Below are 17,608 nucleotides of genomic sequence, written 5' to 3'. Positions count from 1 at the left end.
CCATTAAAGTCCATCCAGCCCAGGTACCGCCATGAGCGCCTCTTCGCCCCTTCGCCAGCAAATTCTCTTGGTGGACGACGAAGAGGATGCCCTTATTGAACTCGCCGAATCCCTCGAAAATGAGGGATTTGTCTGCTACACCGCCACTTCCGTTACCTTCGCCCTGCAAGAATTGACACTTCACCCCGATATCGCGCTGGTCATCACGGACTTGCGCATGCCCGAGGAAAGCGGGATATCCCTGATCAAACGCCTGCGCGAACACACCTCACGCTCGCACCTGCCGGTGATCGTGATGTCCGGCCATGCCGACATGGACGATGTGAGTGACTTGCTCCGTCTGCAAGTGCTGGATCTGTTCCGCAAGCCGATCTACCTGGTGAGGTTGCTCGATACGTTGAACAACCTGTTTCCCCTGTATAAATCCTACCGATAGCCGTGGAAAAGCTCCACATCAGGCCGGCTTTACGCGAGCGGCCGCCATTTGCCCACCATATATTCAATATCGCCCGGGCCTTTCAACCAGAACTCACCGGCGGAACCGGGGGCGCTGCTTAATAACGTCACTGCACCAGGCAGGCGCACGGGCTTTTTGAACGCCACGTCTATCTCGATATTGGCAGCGGGCAAATGTTCGCCGAGGGCCGCGAGGGTGCGCGCCTTGTTCCACAGCCCGTGGGCGATGGCCTGCGGGAAGCCGAACAGCTTGGCGGTGAGGGCGCTGAGGTGGATCGGGTTGTAGTCGCCGGAAACCCGCGCGTAACGGCGGCCGATATCGGCGGGGGCGTTCCAGCGAGTCAGTTCGCTGACCTGGGTGGGGGAGGGCTGGACAACGTCACTCCCAGGTTCGCCCTCCAGTTTTACGCCCCGGCACAGCATGCGGCTGTCGGCTTCCCACAGCAGGCCGAGGGCGTCTTCGACGGTCGTGACCAGGTCAAAGGTCGCGCCCTTGGGGTGGGGCTTGAGGTTCTGCGCATGCACGCCAACGGACAATTCACTCACACCACCGAGAGGCCGATGGATGCGGATGCGGTTGCTCAGGTGAATCAACCCCAGCAGTGGAAATGGGAAGCGTTGGTCCGTCAGCAACTGCATCTGCAGGCCGAAAGCCAGAATGTGCGGGTAAGTCGCCGGCAGCATGGGGCTGTCGGCGAAACCACAGACCTTGCGATACGCCGCCACCTGCGTGGGGTTGATGCTCACGGGGCAGCGCAAGCCCTGCTCGGGCAAGGTGCTGCCGGTGATCTTGCGCTTGAGCGCCGCGCGCCAGTACAGCGGCGGCAGGAACGGCGCAGTGTCTAAGGTCTTCCAATGCATGTTCAAGCTCCCAGCAGACTTTGCCCACACACCCGCAGCGCCTGGCCGCTTACCGCACCGGAACCCGGTTGACCGAGCCAGGCCACCGCTTCGGCGACGTCCTGGGGCAGGCCACCCTGGCCCAACGAGCTCATACGTCGCCCGGCCTCACGCAAGGCAAACGGAATATGCGCCGTCATCTGGGTTTCGATAAAGCCCGGGGCCACGGCGTTGATACTGATGCCGCGCGGTTTGAGCAGCGGCGCCCAAGCCTGAGCCAGGCCGATCAACCCGGCCTTGCTGGCGGCGTAGTTGGTTTGCCCACGGTTACCGGCGATGCCGCTGATCGACGCCAGCAACACCACGCGGGCGTTGTCGCGCAGGGTCCCACTGTCGAGCAATGCCTTGGTCAGTACTTGCGGCGCATTGAGGTTGACCGCCAGCACGGCGTCCCAGTATTCCGGGGTCATGTTGGCCAGGGTTTTGTCGCGGGTGATGCCGGCGTTGTGCACCAGGATGTCGAGGCCTTCGGGCAGGTGTTCGATCAATTGGCCGGCGGCGTCTTCGGCGCAGATATCCAGCGCGACGGTGCGAGCGCCCAGACGCGCGCCCAGGGCTTCGAGGTCGGCCTTGGCCTGGGGCACATCGAGCAGGATCACCTCGGCGCCATCGCGGGCCAGGGTTTGCGCGATGGACGCGCCAATGCCACGCGCGGCGCCGGTCACCAGCGCCTTGCGCCCGGCCAGGGGGCGTGTCCAATCTTCGACCGGCGTGGCGCAGGCTTGCAGGCGAATCACCTGGCCGGAGATATAGGCGCTTTTCGGTGAGAGGAAGAAGCGCAGCGCGCCTTCGAGTTGGTCTTCGGCACCGTCGCCGACGTAGAGCAATTGCAGCACGCCGCCGTTGCGCAACTCTTTGGCCAGGGAGCGGCTGAAGCCCTCCAGGGCGCGTTGCGCGCTGGCGGCAAACGGGTCGGCGAGGGTTTCTGGGGCGCGACCGAGAATCACCAGGTGCGCACTGTTATCCAGGTTTTTCAGCAGCGGCTGGAAGAATTCGCGCAATTGCTTGAGCTGGTCGGTGTGTTGCAAGTCGCTGGCATCGAATACCACGGCCTTGAGCTTGGGGCCATGGCCGGGAATCCAGGTCGATGCTCCGTTGCCGTAGGTGTAAATAGCATCGGTCAGTTTATTGGCGAACGCCTGCACCTGGGTTGCCAGCGCACCACCCCCCAGCAGCAACGCACCTTCGACCGGACGCAGGCGCCCGGCTTGCCAGCGTTCCAGGCGTACCGGTGACGGCAGGCCAATCGCGGCGACCAGGCGATGGCCGAGGCTTGAGTTGGCGAAGTCGATATAACGGTCAGACATGGAACGCTCTCCAAAGGCTGGGGTTCAAAAGGGTTGACCATCCGAGGGTCGCAGTCGTTCGATCAAGCCTAGGCTAGTCTGAGAGACTTAACCCACATCCATCAGGGAGCTTTCCATGACTCAAGTGCGCCGTGTCGCGATCATTGGCGGTAACCGCATTCCGTTCGCCCGCTCCAATGGCCCCTACGCCACGGCGAGCAACCAGGCGATGCTTACCGCGGCCCTGGAAGGCCTTATCGAGCGCTACAACCTGCACGGCCTGCGCATGGGTGAAGTGGCCGCCGGCGCGGTGCTCAAGCATTCACGCGACTTCAACCTCACCCGCGAATGCGTGCTCGGCTCGCGCCTGTCGCCGCAAACCCCAGCCTATGACATCCAACAAGCCTGCGGTACCGGGCTGGAAGCTGCGTTGCTGGTGGCTAACAAAATCGCCCTGGGCCAGATCGAATGCGGCATTGCCGGTGGGGTGGACACCACGTCCGATGCGCCCATCGGCGTCAACGAAGGCCTGCGCAAGATCCTGCTGCAAGCCAACCGCAGCAAGTCCATGGCGGATAAATTAAAAGTCCTGTTACAACTTCGTCCTAATCACCTCAAGCCGGAACTGCCGCGCAACGGCGAGCCGCGTACCGGCTTGTCCATGGGGCAACACTGCGAATTGATGGCGCAGACCTGGCAGATCCCTCGTGCCGAGCAGGACCAACTGGCCCTGCAAAGCCACCAGAACATGGCCGCCGCCTACGCCGAAGGCTGGCACGACGATTTGCTCACCCCTTTCCTCGGCCTGACCCGCGACAACAATTTGCGCCCCGACCTGACCCTGGAAAAACTCGCGGCCCTTAAACCGGCCTTCGAACGCAGCGAAAAGGGCACGCTCACCGCCGGCAATTCCACACCGCTCACCGATGGTGCATCGCTGGTGTTGCTGGGCAGCGAGGCCTGGGCCGAGGAGCGCGGTTTGCCTATCCTGGCCTACCTGCGCGATGGCGAAGCGGCGGCGGTGGATTTCGTCAATGGCGCCGAAGGCCTGCTGATGGCGCCGGTGTACGCGGTGCCACGGTTGCTGGCGCGCAATGGCCTGACGCTGCAGGATTTCGATTACTACGAGATCCACGAAGCGTTCGCCGCCCAGGTGTTGTGCACCCTCAAGGCCTGGGAAGATGCCGACTTTTGCGCGACCCGGCTTGGCCTTGACGCGCCGCTGGGCGCCATCGACCGCAGCCGGCTCAATGTGAAAGGCAGTTCCCTGGCCGCCGGGCACCCGTTTGCCGCCACCGGTGGGCGGATCGTCGCCAGCCTGGCCAAGCTGCTGGACGCGGCGGGCAAGGGCCGTGGGCTGATTTCGATCTGCGCTGCTGGCGGCCAGGGCGTTACCGCGATTATTGAACGTTGATTGCTACGTAAATTGGCATATTGGATGCATTCTTGAGTGGTCAGAGGTCGGTAGCCTCTCCCACCGGCGCGCCGATTGCCGTATAACGAGTGCCACACGCGTGTTTGGTAATACAGGACCCACAATAAAAGCTGATGAAGACTCCTAAACGCATTGAACCCCTGATCGAAGACGGTCTGGTCGACGAAGTGCTGCGCCCACTCATGAGTGGTAAAGAAGCAGCTGTTTATGTGGTGCGCTGCGGCAACGAATTGCGTTGCGCCAAGGTTTACAAGGAGGCGAACAAACGAAGTTTTCGTCAAGCGTCCGAATACCAGGAAGGCCGTAAGGTCCGTAACAGCCGGCAGGCCCGGGCCATGGCCAAGGGGTCCAAGTTCGGCAAGAAAGAAACCGAAGACGCCTGGCAGAACGCCGAAGTGGCGGCATTGTTCCGCCTGGCCGGTGCGGGCGTTCGCGTGCCCAAGCCTTACGACTTCCTGGAAGGCGTGCTGCTGATGGAGCTGGTGGCCGATGAGTACGGCGATGCGGCGCCGCGTCTGAACGACGTGACGCTGGAGCCGGACCAGGCGCGCGAATACCACGCCTTCCTGATTTCGCAGATCGTGCTGATGCTGTGTACCGGTCTGGTGCACGGTGACCTGTCCGAGTTCAACGTACTGCTCACGCCGACGGGCCCTGTGATTATCGACCTGCCCCAGGCGGTGGATGCGGCGGGCAACAACCACGCGTTCAGCATGCTGGAGCGGGATGTGGGCAACATGGCTTCCTATTTCGGGCGTTTTGCCCCGGAATTGAAGAAGACCAAGTACGCCAAGGAAATGTGGGCGCTCTACGAAGCCGGCACCTTGCACCCGGCCAGCATTTTGACCGGTGAGTTCGACGAGCCGGAAGAATTGGCGGACGTCGGCGGTGTTATCCGCGAGATCGAAGCGGCGCGGCTGGATGAAGAACGTCGCCAGGCGGTTCGCGCGGCGGATGATGCGCCGCAGAGCAAGACGGCGGAAGAGCCGCCACCGCCGTGGATGCAGTGACCTCCAGATAAATGATCGATGATCGTATGATCGTTCCCACGCTCTGCGTGGGGAATGCAGCCAGGGACGCTCTGCGTCCCAAGAGCAGACGCGGAGCGTCCGGGGAGGCATTCCCACGCAGAGCGTGGGAACGATCTCCGAGATTCAGTTAAGGCATCAGGTGCAGCAAGGGCCCGACGCCAACTCCTTGAGGATCGGGCAATCCGGCCGGTCATCACCTTGGCAGTGCTCCACCAGGTCCTGCAACGTATCGCGCAATTGCCCCAGTTCCAGGATCTTCTGATTCAGCTCATCGATATGTAGGCGCGCCAACGCCTTCACATCCGCGCTGGCCCGTTGCCGGTCCTGCCACAGGGTCAGCAGCTTGCCGACTTCCTCCAGGGAAAACCCCAGATCCCGCGAACGCTTGATAAACGCCAGGGTGTGCAAATCCTCCTGGCCGTAGATGCGATAGCCACTGTCGGTGCGATGGGCGGCTTTGAGCAGGCCGATGGATTCGTAGTAGCGAATCATCTTGGCGCTCAGCCCGCTTTGGCGTGCGGCTTGGCCAATGTTCATGGGCGTTGATCCTCCAGGTCCTTGGGTTTCCAAGTCTTCAACAGTAAGGCATTGCTCACTACGCTGACGCTGGACAAGGCCATCGCCGCCCCCGCCAATACCGGGTTGAGCAGGCCGAACGCCGCCAGGGGAATACCGATCAGGTTATACACAAAGGCCCAGAACAGGTTCTGGCGGATCTTGGCGTAGGTCTTGCGGCTGATTTCCAGGGCGGCCGGCACCAGGCGCGGATCGCCGTGCATCAGGGTGATACCCGCCGCGTGCATCGCCACGTCGGTGCCACCGCCCATGGCAATGCCAATATCGGCGGCGGCCAGGGCCGGGGCGTCGTTGATGCCGTCTCCGACCATCGCCACCACGCCGGTTTTTTTCAGTTCGGCGACGGTGGCTGCCTTGTCGGCGGGCAGCACTTCGGCGTGCACGTCTTCAATACCGAGGGCCTCGGCGACCGCGCGGGCACTGCCGCGATTATCGCCGGTGAGCAAATGGCTGCTGATGTGCCGGGCCTTGAGTTGTTGCACGGCCGCCAGCGCACCGGGCTTGAGGGTGTCACCAAAGGCGAACAAGCCCAGCACGCGTGGGGTTGCGCCTTGCTCGACCAGCCAGGACAAGGTGCGCCCTTCGGCTTCCCAGGCTGCGGCCCGGGTACCCAGCTCGCCCATGCTCAAGCCGCTTTCTTCCAGCAGGCGACGATTGCCGAGGGCCAACGGCCGGCCATCGAGCGTGCCGGCGATACCACGGCCGGTCAGGGATTGGCTGGCGCTCACATCGGGCACCGTCAACCCCTGTTCTTTGCACGCATCCCGCACGGCCTTGGCCAGCGGGTGTTCACTGCCGCGTTGCAGCGCGCCGGCCTGTTGCAACAGCAACGCCTCGTTGCCATCGACCGCCGCAAGGTGGGCGATTTTCGGCGTACCGGAGGTGAGTGTGCCGGTCTTGTCGAAGACCACGGCGCTCACTTCATGGGCGCGCTCCAGCGCTTCGGCATCCTTGATCAGGATGCCGTGGCGCGCGGCGACGCCCGTGCCGGCCATGATTGCGGTCGGCGTGGCCAAGCCCAAGGCGCATGGGCAGGCAATCACCAGCACGGCGACGGCATTGATGATCGCGGTCTCCAGGGACGCGCCATACAGCCACCACCCCAGCACAGTGACCAACGCCAGCACCATCACAGCCGGAACGAACACCTGGCTGACTTTATCCACCAGTTTCTGGATCGGTGCCTTGGCGGCCTGGGCGTCTTCCACCAGGCGGATGATCCGCGCCAGTACGCTTTCTGCGCCAAGGGCGAGGGTACGTAACAGCAGTCGACCTTCGCCGTTGATGGCGCCGCCGGTGACCTTGTCGCCGGGCTGTTTCGGTACCGGCAGGCTTTCACCGCTGATCAAGGCTTCATCGGCATGGCTTTGGCCTTCGACGACTTCACCGTCCACCGGGAAGCGCTCGCCGGGTTTGACCAGCACGAGGTCGTTGAGCTTCAGGGCGTTGATGGCGACGTTTTCTTCACGGCCTTCGAGTACCCGAATCGCCCGTTCGGGGCGCAGGGCTTCCAGGGCGCGGATGGCGCTGGCCGTTTGGCGTTTGGCGCGGCTTTCCAGGTATTTACCCAGCAGCACCAAGGCGATCACCACCGCCGAGGCTTCGAAATACAAGTGCGGCGCCGGGGCGGTGAGCCATTGGTAGACACTCAGGCCATAACCGGCGCTGGTGCCGATGGCCACCAGCAGGTCCATATTGCCGGCGCCGGCGCGCACGGCTTTCCAGGCGGCACTGTAGAAGCGCGCGCCTAAGATGAATTGCACCGGTGTGGCCAGGGCGAACTGTGCCCAGGCAGGCAACATCCAATGCAGACCGAAGGGTTCCACCAGCATCGGCAGCACCAACGGCAGCGCCAGCAGGATTGCCAGCAGCAGCGCCCAGCGCTCGCGGTGCAGGCGCTGGGCCTGGCCGGCCTCGGTGGCCGTTTCGCTTTGGGGCAGGGTGGCGGTGTAGCCGGCCTTGTCGACGGCGGCGATCAGCACGCAGGGATCCATCGGGCCGAGTACTTCAACATGGGCACGTTCATTGGCCAGGTTGACGCTGACGCTCTGCACCCCGGGTACCTTGCCCAGTGCGCGTTCCACACGGCCGGCGCAGCTGGCGCAGGTCATGCCGCTGATGGGCAGGTCAAAGGTGGTGGATCCATTCATGGGGCAGTCCTCCAGAAGACATTGCCCCTAGGATCAACCTTGACCTATGGGGAAGGTCAAGGGCTCAATAGCCCAGTTCGGCGGCCTTGAGGTACATCCCGTCCGGGCCTTGGGCGATGCGCAATTTGCGCACGTCACCGGCCTTGAGCGTGATGTTCTGCGCGGGCGGAGCGAGCAGGCCAGGCAGACAGCCCGGCGACTGCCCTGGCAGCAGTTTCAGGCGCAGTGACACATCGCCAGCAGGCAGGTTGAACGAGGTGGCCTCTTCCTGGAACAAGCGGCCGGCCAGTTGATCCTGAATATAGAGCCCGATTTCACAGGTGGTCGGCACTTCCAGGCGCTCCCGGGAAATGATCAGCACCGCATAGTCTTCTGCGGCAATGGCCTGGGGCGCCGCGGCAGACAAGCTCATCAGGCCGAGAAGGGCAAAAAACGAACAGCGCATGGCGAATGCTCCGTGGTTTGAATCGAAGAGGAGTGAAGCTTGGCCTTTGACGCCACTGAATACCAGCCCGGCAGAAGTTTTCAGAACTTGACCTTGCCATCGTAGCAAGGTTGAGACTGTGTTCAAGCTTCATCACAGCATCGGTATTTACACAACTTCCGAAGGCTGACAAATCGCCCTGTAGTGAGCGGGCTTGCCCCGCGTTGGGTGGCGAAGCCGCCCCAATAAGGACAACGCCGAACTGCAGATAAAACTCGGTCGCCTGGTTTGGGGCGGCTTCGCCACCCAGCGCGGGCGGTGCGACGATTCGACAAGCCCGCTCACTACAATGATTTATTGACTATCAAGAGAGTCACGTTATGCAAGTATTCAATGTTGAAGGGATGACCTGCGGCCATTGCGTTCGAGCGGTGACCCAGGCGGTGCAGGGCCAGGACCCGGCGGCCAGTGTGAAGGTCGACTTGGCGGCAAAGGAGGTTGGGGTCGAGAGCCGGCTGTCTGCCGAGCAAGTGATCGAGCTGATCACGCAAGAGGGCTACAGCGCCAAACTCGCCTGACACGGTGAAAAATAGTTAGCGAGCTATCGTGTTCAATGCACCCAAGCGCGGCTAGACTATCGGGCTGCCGTCTCACTTGGGTGCCCGATGAACCTTCGCATAATCCTGATTCTGGGAGCCTTGAGCGCTTTTGCGCCGTTGGCGATCGATTTTTACCTGCCAGGCTTCCCGGCCATGGCCAAAGCCTTTGCGACCGATGAAAAGCACATCCAGCTGACCCTGGCGGTGTATTTCGCCGGCCTGGCCATCGGCCAATTGATCTATGGCCCGCTGGCCGACCGCTTTGGTCGACGCGGCCCGCTGCTCAGTGGCGTCATCCTGTTTACCCTGGCGTCCTTCGCTTGCGCCTTTGCGCCATCCCTGGAATGGCTGATCGGCGCGCGCTTCGTGCAGGCCCTCGGTGGCTGCGCGGGCATGGTGATTTCCCGCGCGGTGGTCAGCGACAAATGCGATGCGGTGGGCTCGGCCAAAGTGTTTTCTCAACTCATGCTGGTGACAGGCCTGGCGCCGATCCTCGCGCCGCTGGCCGGCGGGTTGATGGTGGGACTGTGGGGCTGGCAGTCGATTTTCCTGGCCCTGTCGATTTTCAGCGTGATGGCCGCCGTCGCCGTGGCGGTCGGGCTGCCGGAAACCTTCCCGGCGCATCAGCCGCGCCAGCCATTGTCCGGCTCGCTGCGGCGCTACGCTGCGTTGCTGTCCGACCGGGTTTACCTGGGGTATGCCCTCACCGGCGGTATCTCGATCGCCGGGATGTTCGCCTACATCGCCGGTTCGCCTTTTGTCTTTATCCAACTCTACGGCGTGCCCGCCGAGCATTACGGTTGGCTGTTCGGCTCCAACGCCGCCGGCTTTATCCTGGTGGCGCAAGTGAATGCGCGGTTGCTGGCCAAGCGTGGCCCGGCGTTTCTGCTGTCGCGCAGTGTGTGGGTCTACCTGTTGGCGGCGTTGGCGTTACTCGCTATCGCGGCCTTGCGCACCGATGCGTTGTGGCCATTGCTGGTGCCGCTGTTTATCTGCATCGCCAGCCTGGGCTGCATTTTGCCCAATACCTCGGCGTGTGCCATGAGCGGGCAGGGTGCCAGGGCCGGCAGCGCGTCGGCGTTGCTTGGCTGCATTCAGTTTGGTGTGGCGGCGGGGGCCGCGTCGTTGGTGGGGGCGCTGCACGATGGCACCGCCATGCCGATGGCGATGGTCATCACCTTGTGCGGTGTGCTGGCTGTGACGATTGCGATGGCGACCCAGCGCCTGCAACGGGCGAGAGCCTTGCAGGCGCAGGTCTGAGGAACGGCTCAGCCAGCCGCGGAGCGTTGCTGGCTGTTCGGGAAACGATGGGGCGCCTGGATGCGGGCTTGCAGGGTGTCGGCAAAGGCACGGGCCTCAGCTTCGGTGCGGAAGGTGAACGCGTCCTTGTCCAGACGCACCTGCCATTTATTGCCTGCGGATTTTGCTAACGCTTTTATCAGGATCTTCATTGCTGACTTCCTCACGTAAAAGAATCGTGGCAAAGGCGGCCAATATAAACCCGAACACGCTCACAAGTATGACAAGGATCAACTCTCTGACTAGCGGTGTCGTCCGTTACCCACAGGGGTAACGGACGCGGCTGACAGCCGTTTTTTCAGAACCCTTCCAGCACGATCTTGCCCTTGGCCTTGCCGCTTTCCAGCAGGGCATGGGCTCGCCGCAGATTGGCCGCGCTGATCACTCCGAAGTGCTCGCCGAGGGTGGTTTTAAGCGTGCCGGCGTCGATCAGTTCGGCCACGCGATTGAGCAGGTTGTGCTGTTCGATCATGTCCGGCGTCTCGAACATCGAGCGTGTGTACATGAACTCCCAGTGCAGCGACAGGCTCTTGCGCTTGAGCTTGCTGACGTCCAGCGCCTTGGGATCGTCGATCAGCGCCAGCTTGCCCTGGGGTTGCAGGGCTTCCACCAGTTGGTCCAGGTGAAGGTCGGTCTGGGTCAGGCTGGCGACGTGGGTAACCTGCGGGTGGCCGGCGGCTTTCAGCGCCTCGCTCAGCGGTTGGCTATGGTCGATTACCAGGTCGGCGCCGAGGGCCTTGGTCCAGGCTTGGGTCTCGGGGCGCGACGCGCTGCCGATCACCTTCAGGGCGGTGAGCTGACGCGCGAGCTGGGTCAGGATCGACCCGACACCGCCGGCGGCGCCGACGATCAGCAGGCTCTGCCCTTCATCTTCTTTGCCTTCGCGCACTTGCAGGCGTTCGAACAGCAACTCCCAGGCGGTGATGGCGGTCAGCGGCAGGGCGGCGGCTTCGGCAAAACCCAGGCTTTTTGGCATATGCCCGACGATGCGCTCGTCCACGGTGTGCAGTTCGCTGTTGCCGCCCGGACGCACCAGAGAGCCGGCGTAGAACACCTTGTCACCGGCCTTGAACAGGGTCACTTCGCTGCCGACCGCCTTGACCACGCCGGCCACGTCCCAGCCCAGCACCTTGGCCGCGCCGTTTTCCGGGGCGACGTTCTGGCGCACCTTGGTGTCCACCGGGTTGACCGAGATGGCTTTGACTTCTACCAGCAGGTCGCGCGGGCCGGCGACGGGCTCCGGCAGTTCGATGTCTTGCAGGGCATTTGGATCGGTGATCGGCATTGAGGCGTAGTAGGCAATGGCTTTCATGAGGGCTCCGGGAAAAGGGCGTATCACCTGTAGCAGCGAGCTTGCTCGCGAAAAAACTCATGGACGCCGCGTTAAACCGGATGCGCTGCGTCATCGTTGACGATTTTCGCGAGCAAGCTCGCTCCTACAGAAAAGGGCTGTGATCAGGCAAGAAACTGCAGGCGCTTGAGTTCGAAATGTTCGATCACATCGGCGGCCTGGGCGCGAAAGCTCTGGATATGCGCGCTCTGGTCGTGGTCGGCCAGCGCCGCGTCGTCGCTCCAGCGTTCGAGCATGTAGAAGGTTTCGGGGTGCTGCAGGTCCTGGTGCAAGTCGTACTGCTCGCAACCGGCCTCGAGGCGGGTGGGTTCCAGCAGGCCGCGCAGCAGTGTTTCCAGGGTGGCCTGCTGTCCCGGCTTGGCGATCAGCGTGGCGATGACGTTAAAGGCTGTGGACATATTCAGCTCCAGATACGTGATGAACGGGATTCATGGATGATTGGCTATTTATTGATGGGATAAAAGCGGCTAAAACAGATGGCTGTTTCAATAAAATTTTGATAATGAGTGGAAATGCATGCTGCGCTTTGATGATTTGCAGCTGTTTGTGCGTGCGGCTGACCTGGGTAGCCTGTCGGCGGCGGCACGGGTGATGGACCTGTCGCCGGCGGTGGCCAGTGCGGCGCTCAAGCGTATCGAACTGCACCTGGGCGCGCGCTTGCTGGCGCGTTCCACCCGCAGCCTGCGCCTGACCGCCGAAGGCGAGGGTTTCCTGGCCTATGCGCGCGCTGCGTTGAGCTCGCTGGACGAAGGGCGACGTTTGCTGGCCAGCGGTCAGGATCATGTCAGTGGCGTGCTGCAACTGTCGGCCCCGTCGGATTTCGGGCGCAACCAACTGCTGCCGTGGCTGGACGAATTCCAGCGTGAGTACCCGCAACTGAGTGTGCGTCTGCTGCTGGGTGATCGGATTGCCGATCTGTTCCGCCAGCCGGTGGACATCGCGCTGCGCTACGGAGAGCCCGAGGACTCCAGCCTTGTCGCTCTGCCCGTGGCGCCGGGCAATGTCCGCGTGCTGTGCGCGTCGCCCGGTTATCTGGCGCGCCACGGCGAGCCGCGGCACCTGGAGCAACTGGCCCAGCACAATTGCCTGCTGTATATGCTCGGCAGCCGGGTCCACGACCATTGGCGCTTTCACGACGGCAAACGCGACGTCAGCCTGACGGTCACCGGCGATCGCTTCAGTGACGACGCCGACGTGGTCCGCCGTTGGGCGGTGGCGGGTGTAGGCATTGCCTACAAATCCTGGCTGGATGTGAGCACCGACGTGCTGGCCGGGCGCTTGCGCCTGATCCTGCCAGAGCTGCGTGGCGAGCGCACGCCGCTCAACCTGCTGTGTGCCCACCGTGCGCAACTGAGCAAACCTATCAACCTGTTGCGTGAAATGCTCGTGTCCCGTTGTGCGACGTTGACCGCACAATTGCCGGAGCGATCCAGCGCGACGTAACACCTTCCATCAAAGCCGGAAATTTCACTCAAGCCCTGTCCCTATCCGAGCTGTCAGACGCCATGGAACCGGCGGTGTACACCCCTATACTTTGGCGCCAATCAGCAAAAAAATAAATCGACAGGGAGTGAAGGATGGACGCCGTACCTTGCATCAGTCAGATCGCCAGCTTGCTCGCCGAACCCAAACGCACCGCCATGTTGTGGGCCTTGATGGACGGCTCGACCAGGTCACCGTCAGAGTTGGCGGCACTTGCCGGCTTGTCATCGACATCCGCCAACGCACATCTGGCGCGACTGACTGCAGGTGGTCTGCTGCGGGTGGAGACCCGGCGTGGCAAGCGCGTGTTTCGCGTCGCCGCGCCGGATGTCAGCGCCGCCATCGACGCCTTGGCCAGGACCACCATGGCCTGTGCCGCACGCAACGTGCCGGACGCTTCGCCGCCGGCCCTGGCCGCCCCGCCGTTGTTGCGTCATGCAAGGTTGTGCAATGGCCATCTCGGCGGGGAGCTGGGCGGGCAGTTATATCAACATCTGCTGGAGGCCGGATGGATCGAGCGCTACGAGCAGCGCACCGATGTGACGGTCAAGGGCGCGCAGCACTTGGCAGGGCTGGGGATTTTTACCCAGGCATTAACGTCGCCGCTGGTGTGTAACTGTTTCGACTGGAGCCAGGCGCAACCGCATCTGGGCGGTGCGTTGGGGGCAGGGTTGTTGCAACTGTTTTTACAGTCGAACTGGATCAGTGTGATCAACGAGTCGCAGGCGTTGCAGGTTCATGATGCCGGGCGGCTGGAAATTGCCCGTCTGGCCTTGCCAGGTTGAGCATGGCGCGGTGCTAATGTGGGAGCAGGCAAGCCAGCCCCCACAGGTTGGACGCATTTATCCAGTTACGGCTTGACCAACCTGGCATCCAGGCTGTTCTGCGCCAGGCGTTTGGCCTGGTCCTGGGTCATGCCCAGCGAGGTATACAGCGCGTGGAAGTTCTCGGTGACATAACCGCCGAAGTAGGCAGGGTCATCCGAGTTCACCGTGACCTTCACGCCACGCTCGAGCATGTCGAGGATGTTGTGCTGGGCCATGTCGTCGAACACGCACAGCTTGGTATTGGACAGTGGGCAGACCGTCAGCGGGATCTGTTCTTCGATGATCCGTTGCATCAGGCGTTCGTCTTCGATGGCACGCACACCATGGTCGATACGCTGGATTTTCAGCAGATCGATGGCTTCCCAAATGTACTCGGGCGGGCCTTCTTCGCCGGCGTGGGCGACGGTAAGGAAGCCTTCGTGGCGGGCGCGGTCAAACACACGCTGGAACTTGCTCGGCGGGTGGCCCATCTCGGAGCTGTCCAGGCCGACGGCCACGAATGCGTCACGGAACGGCAGGGCCTGGTCCAGGGTTTTCTCGGCTTCGGCTTCGCTCAGGTGACGCAGGAAGCTGAGGATCAAACCGCTGGTGATGCCCAGTTGCTGCTCGCCATCTTTAAGTGCAGCGGCGATGCCGTTGAGCACCACTTCGAACGGCACGCCACGGTCGGTGTGGGTCTGCGGGTCGAAGAAGGGTTCGGTGTGGATCACGTTCTGTGCTTTGCAGCGCAGCAGGTAGGCCCAGGTCAGGTCGTAGAAGTCCTGGGAGGTGCGCAGCACATCCGCGCCCTTGTAATACAGGTCGAGAAATTCCTGCAGGTTGTTGAAGGCGTAGGCCTTGCGCAGGGTTTCGACGTCGTTCCACGGCAGCGCAATCTTGTTGCGCTCGGCCAGGGCGAACAGCAGCTCCGGCTCCAGAGAGCCTTCCAGGTGCAGGTGCAATTCAGCCTTGGGCAGGGCATTGAGCCAATCGTACATTTCTAAATTCTCATCAGGTGCAATGGCGGCATTCTACAGGCCATGGCTGAAATAATCGGTAAAACCTGACCAGCAGGAGAGTTTTGGTTTTTTCTACGCAATAGCGGCCCGACCTAAGATGTAACGAAACGTTAGCGGCTTGGCGCAGTCTGTACCCCATCAATGACTGATTTGCCGTTTGGTAAGGCCCCCCATGCTCACATCCCTCAAGCAAGAAAAATTCATGCTGCTGGCGCTGATCGCCGCCATTGCCGCTTACCCGCTGGAGCATTGGATGCTGCACAGCGGGCAAGTGGTGGCGCTGGTTGCCGGGCTCGCGTTGATTGGTTTCATCGTGATGGCATCGATGCGCGTGGCCCATCACGCCGAGCAGCTTGCCGAAAAAGTCGGCGATCCCTACGGCACCATGATCCTCACCCTGGCAGCGGTGCTGGTGGAAGTGGTGATCCTGGCGATCATGATGAGTAATGAACCGTCGCCGACGCTGGTGCGTGACACTATTTATTCGGCGGTGATGCTCGACATCAACGGCATTTTGGGTCTGGCCGCGCTGATGGGCGGTATCAAGCATGGCGAACAGTCCTACAACGATGATTCGGCACGCACCTACAGTGTGATGATCCTCACTGCCATGGGCGTGTCGATGGTGGTGCCGGAGTTTATCCCCGAAGCCGACTGGAAAATTTACTCAGCCTTCACCATTGGCGCGATGGTGGTGCTGTACACCCTGTTCCTACGCATGCAGGTGGGGCCGCACAGTTACTTCTTCAGCTACAGCTACCCGGAAAAACGTCGTAAGAAAGTGCCGGAAGAAGAGCACGCGCCGGCGGTCAGCCTGACGTTTTCAATCGGCACCCTGGTGTTTGGCGTAATCGTGATCGGCGCATTGGCCGAAGTGATGTCCAAGACCTTGGACCTAGGCCTGGAGGGCACCGGGGCTCCACCGGTGGTCACAGCGATTGTGGTGGCGGCCATTTCGGCGGCGCCGGAGATCTTGACGGCATTGCGCGCGGCCTTGGCGAACCGCATGCAGTCGGTGGTGAATATCGCGCTGGGTGCGTCGTTGTCGACGGTGATCCTGACGGTGCCGGTAATGGAGGCCATGGCGCTTTATACCGACCAACCGTTCCAGATGGCGATGACGCCGGTGCAGACCGTGATGGTGTTTATCACGCTGATTGTCAGCGCGATCAACCTCAACGATGGTGAAACCAACGCCATCGAAGGGATGACTCATTTTGTGTTGTTTGCGACCTTTATCATGTTGTCGTTGCTGGGGGTGTAGGCACCGCAGAACTCAATGTGGGAGCGGGCTTGTGTGGAGCTGGCTTGCCTGCGATGCAAGCAACTCGGTTTTTCCGCTGCACCGAGGTGATGCTATCGCAGGCAAGCCAGCTCCTACAGAAGACGGTTCCACATTTTGATCGGCGTTCGGATCAGGTCCCGGCGATCAGTTCCCGCGCCGCCTGGCTGTGATCGGCGATCAAGCCTTTGAGGTCCAGGCCTTCCACTTGACCGTCGATCACGCGCCACTTGCCGGCTATCATCACCCTATCCGCCCGGTCAGCGCCGCACAGCAGCAGCGCCGAGATCGGATCGTGGCTGCCGGAGAAACGCAGCTCGTCGAGTTTGAACAGCGCCAGGTCGGCCTGTTTGCCGACAGCCAATTCCCCAATATCCGTACGCCCCAGCAACTGCGCCGAGCCTTTGGTCGCCCAGCCCAGCACGCCTTCGGGGGTGATTTTTTGCGCACCGTAACGCAGGCGCTGGATGTAAAGGGCCTGGCGTGCTTCAAGGATCATGTTCGACGCATCGTTGGAGGCGGAACCGTCCACGCCCAGGCCGATAGGCGCGCCCGCCGCGAGCAGGTCCAGGGTGGGACAGATGCCGGACGCCAGGCGCATGTTCGAGCTTGGGCAATGGCAGATGCCGGTGCCGGCCGCGCCCAGGCGCGCGATTTCGTCCGGGTTGAAGTGAATGCCATGGGCCAGCCAGGTGCGTGGGCCGAGCCAGCCGACGCTGTCCAGGTAATCCACGGTGCGCAGGCCGAAGCGTTGCAGGCAGAAGTCTTCCTCGTCGAGGGTTTCCGCCAGGTGAGTGTGCAGGCGCACGTCCAGGCGGTTGGCCAGTTCGGCGCTGGCTTGCATGATTTGCGGCGTGACCGAGAACGGTGAGCAGGGCGCCAGGGCGATCTGGATTTGCGCGCCGTCGCCGCGCTGGTGGTATTCGCGGATCAGGCGCTGGCTGTCCTCGAGGATGACTTGGCCCTGTTGCACAGTCTGCTGCGGAGGCAAGCCGCCGTCGGCTTCGCCCAGGCTCATGGAGCCGCGGGTGAGCATGGCGCGCATGCCCAACTCGCGCACGCTCTGGACCTGAATATCGATGGCGTTTTCCAGGCCGTCGGGGAACAGATAGTGATGGTCCGCCGCCGTGGTGCAGCCGGACAGCAGCAATTCAGCGAGTGCCACCTTCGATGCCAGGGCGAGTTTTTCCGGCGTCAGCCGCGCCCAGACCGGGTACAGGGTTTTCAACCAGGGGAATAACGGCTGGTTGACCACCGGTGCCCAGGCGCGGGTCAGGGTTTGATAGAAATGATGGTGAGTGTTGATCAAGCCCGGAAGGACCACATGGTCGCGAGCATCGAACACCTGGCCGCAAGGCACGGCAGGTTCGCGTCCCCAGCCCAGCACTTCGGTGATCACTCCGTCTTGCAGCACCAGGCCGCCACGGGCGTCCAGGCCGTTGGCAGTGAAAATCGCGAGGGGGTTTTTTAACCAGATACGGGTCGCAGGCATTGGCCGGCTCCTCTGAATGA

The 17,608-nt window shown here is 62.2% G+C and carries 18 protein-coding genes; 8 read left to right on the top strand and 10 right to left on the bottom strand.

Annotated features, from left to right (window positions below):
- The first annotated feature begins 31 nt into the window (after positions 1–31).
- Positions 32–436 carry a response regulator gene (locus ACLH0H_RS05730; protein WP_411381303.1) on the top strand — a complete coding sequence of 135 codons (405 nt, stop codon included), beginning with the start codon at positions 32–34 and terminating at the stop codon, positions 434–436.
- 29 nt (positions 437–465) lie between these two features.
- Here ACLH0H_RS05730 and ACLH0H_RS05725 read toward each other — a convergent pair whose 3' ends face one another.
- Together ACLH0H_RS05725 and ACLH0H_RS05720 are read right to left on the bottom strand one after the other, a co-directional pair.
- Positions 466–1,317 (bottom strand): MaoC family dehydratase, encoded by an 852-nt coding sequence (locus tag ACLH0H_RS05725; RefSeq protein WP_411381302.1) that lies wholly within the window; start codon positions 1,315–1,317, stop codon positions 466–468.
- 2 nt (positions 1,318–1,319) lie between these two features.
- Positions 1,320–2,663: a 3-oxoacyl-ACP reductase gene (locus ACLH0H_RS05720; RefSeq protein ID WP_411381301.1), complete on the bottom strand. Its 1,344-nt coding sequence runs from the start codon at positions 2,661–2,663 to the stop codon at positions 1,320–1,322.
- A gap of 115 nt (positions 2,664–2,778) precedes the next feature.
- Here ACLH0H_RS05720 and ACLH0H_RS05715 point away from each other — a divergent pair, with 115 nt between their 5' ends.
- Both ACLH0H_RS05715 and ACLH0H_RS05710 read left to right on the top strand, forming a co-directional pair.
- Complete coding sequence (locus tag ACLH0H_RS05715; RefSeq protein ID WP_411381300.1) at positions 2,779–4,056, top strand: acetyl-CoA C-acetyltransferase; 1,278 nt, start codon at positions 2,779–2,781, stop codon at positions 4,054–4,056.
- Positions 4,057–4,190: 134 nt separating this feature from the next.
- A complete protein-coding gene (locus ACLH0H_RS05710; protein ID WP_411381299.1) occupies positions 4,191–5,087 on the top strand; it encodes a PA4780 family RIO1-like protein kinase in 897 nt (298 codons plus the stop codon).
- Positions 5,088–5,243: 156 nt separating this feature from the next.
- Here ACLH0H_RS05710 and cueR read toward each other — a convergent pair whose 3' ends face one another.
- The 3 genes from cueR to ACLH0H_RS05695 form a co-directional block, all read right to left on the bottom strand.
- A complete protein-coding gene (cueR, locus tag ACLH0H_RS05705; protein WP_411381298.1) occupies positions 5,244–5,645 on the bottom strand; it encodes a Cu(I)-responsive transcriptional regulator in 402 nt (133 codons plus the stop codon).
- Positions 5,642–7,834 (bottom strand): heavy metal translocating P-type ATPase, encoded by a 2,193-nt coding sequence (locus ACLH0H_RS05700; protein WP_411381297.1) that lies wholly within the window; start codon positions 7,832–7,834, stop codon positions 5,642–5,644. The genes cueR and ACLH0H_RS05700 overlap by 4 nt, the downstream gene beginning before the upstream one ends.
- A 64-nt stretch (positions 7,835–7,898) precedes the next feature.
- On the bottom strand, positions 7,899–8,279 hold the full coding sequence (locus ACLH0H_RS05695) for a hypothetical protein (RefSeq protein WP_411381296.1): 381 nt from the start codon (positions 8,277–8,279) through the stop codon (positions 7,899–7,901).
- A gap of 359 nt (positions 8,280–8,638) precedes the next feature.
- On the opposite strand from ACLH0H_RS05695, the gene ACLH0H_RS05690 reads away from it, so the two are divergent.
- Both ACLH0H_RS05690 and ACLH0H_RS05685 read left to right on the top strand, forming a co-directional pair.
- Positions 8,639–8,836, top strand: coding sequence for a heavy-metal-associated domain-containing protein (locus ACLH0H_RS05690; RefSeq protein ID WP_411381295.1), 198 nt, complete (start codon positions 8,639–8,641; stop codon positions 8,834–8,836).
- A gap of 87 nt (positions 8,837–8,923) precedes the next feature.
- Positions 8,924–10,117 (top strand): Bcr/CflA family multidrug efflux MFS transporter, encoded by a 1,194-nt coding sequence (locus tag ACLH0H_RS05685; protein ID WP_411381294.1) that lies wholly within the window; start codon positions 8,924–8,926, stop codon positions 10,115–10,117.
- Between the two features lie 8 nt (positions 10,118–10,125).
- On the opposite strand, the gene ACLH0H_RS05680 is transcribed toward ACLH0H_RS05685, so the two are convergent.
- From ACLH0H_RS05680 to ACLH0H_RS05670, 3 genes are all read right to left on the bottom strand, one after another.
- The gene (locus tag ACLH0H_RS05680) at positions 10,126–10,308 is read right to left on the bottom strand and encodes a hypothetical protein (RefSeq protein WP_076954464.1); all 183 of its coding nucleotides are present in this window, start codon (positions 10,306–10,308) and stop codon (positions 10,126–10,128) included.
- A 146-nt stretch (positions 10,309–10,454) separates the two neighbouring features.
- Complete coding sequence (locus tag ACLH0H_RS05675) at positions 10,455–11,468, bottom strand: zinc-binding alcohol dehydrogenase family protein (RefSeq protein WP_411381293.1); 1,014 nt, start codon at positions 11,466–11,468, stop codon at positions 10,455–10,457.
- A 143-nt stretch (positions 11,469–11,611) separates the two neighbouring features.
- On the bottom strand, positions 11,612–11,905 hold the full coding sequence (locus ACLH0H_RS05670) for a putative quinol monooxygenase (protein ID WP_076954462.1): 294 nt from the start codon (positions 11,903–11,905) through the stop codon (positions 11,612–11,614).
- Between the two features lie 118 nt (positions 11,906–12,023).
- On the opposite strand from ACLH0H_RS05670, the gene ACLH0H_RS05665 reads away from it, so the two are divergent.
- Both ACLH0H_RS05665 and ACLH0H_RS05660 read left to right on the top strand, forming a co-directional pair.
- Positions 12,024–12,950 (top strand): LysR family transcriptional regulator, encoded by a 927-nt coding sequence (locus ACLH0H_RS05665; RefSeq protein WP_411381292.1) that lies wholly within the window; start codon positions 12,024–12,026, stop codon positions 12,948–12,950.
- Between the two features lie 134 nt (positions 12,951–13,084).
- Positions 13,085–13,774 carry an ArsR/SmtB family transcription factor gene (locus tag ACLH0H_RS05660; RefSeq protein WP_411381291.1) on the top strand — a complete coding sequence of 230 codons (690 nt, stop codon included), beginning with the start codon at positions 13,085–13,087 and terminating at the stop codon, positions 13,772–13,774.
- 65 nt (positions 13,775–13,839) lie between these two features.
- Here the strand turns inward: ACLH0H_RS05660 and ACLH0H_RS05655 are convergent, their stop codons facing one another.
- On the bottom strand, positions 13,840–14,793 hold the full coding sequence (locus tag ACLH0H_RS05655) for an adenosine deaminase (RefSeq protein WP_411381290.1): 954 nt from the start codon (positions 14,791–14,793) through the stop codon (positions 13,840–13,842).
- Between the two features lie 193 nt (positions 14,794–14,986).
- On the opposite strand from ACLH0H_RS05655, the gene ACLH0H_RS05650 reads away from it, so the two are divergent.
- The gene (locus ACLH0H_RS05650) at positions 14,987–16,078 is read left to right on the top strand and encodes a calcium:proton antiporter (RefSeq protein WP_411381289.1); all 1,092 of its coding nucleotides are present in this window, start codon (positions 14,987–14,989) and stop codon (positions 16,076–16,078) included.
- Positions 16,079–16,229: 151 nt separating this feature from the next.
- Here ACLH0H_RS05650 and ACLH0H_RS05645 read toward each other — a convergent pair whose 3' ends face one another.
- The gene (locus ACLH0H_RS05645) at positions 16,230–17,588 is read right to left on the bottom strand and encodes an 8-oxoguanine deaminase (RefSeq protein WP_411381288.1); all 1,359 of its coding nucleotides are present in this window, start codon (positions 17,586–17,588) and stop codon (positions 16,230–16,232) included.
- Positions 17,589–17,608 lie beyond the last annotated feature (20 nt).

Origin of the sequence: Pseudomonas sp. MPB26, assembly GCF_046605355.1 — a bacterium.
Taxonomy (GTDB): domain Bacteria; phylum Pseudomonadota; class Gammaproteobacteria; order Pseudomonadales; family Pseudomonadaceae; genus Aquipseudomonas; species Aquipseudomonas cedrina.
The sequence above is the reverse complement of the archived record's forward strand: the minus strand, read 5'-3'. Positions and strand labels throughout refer to the sequence as shown.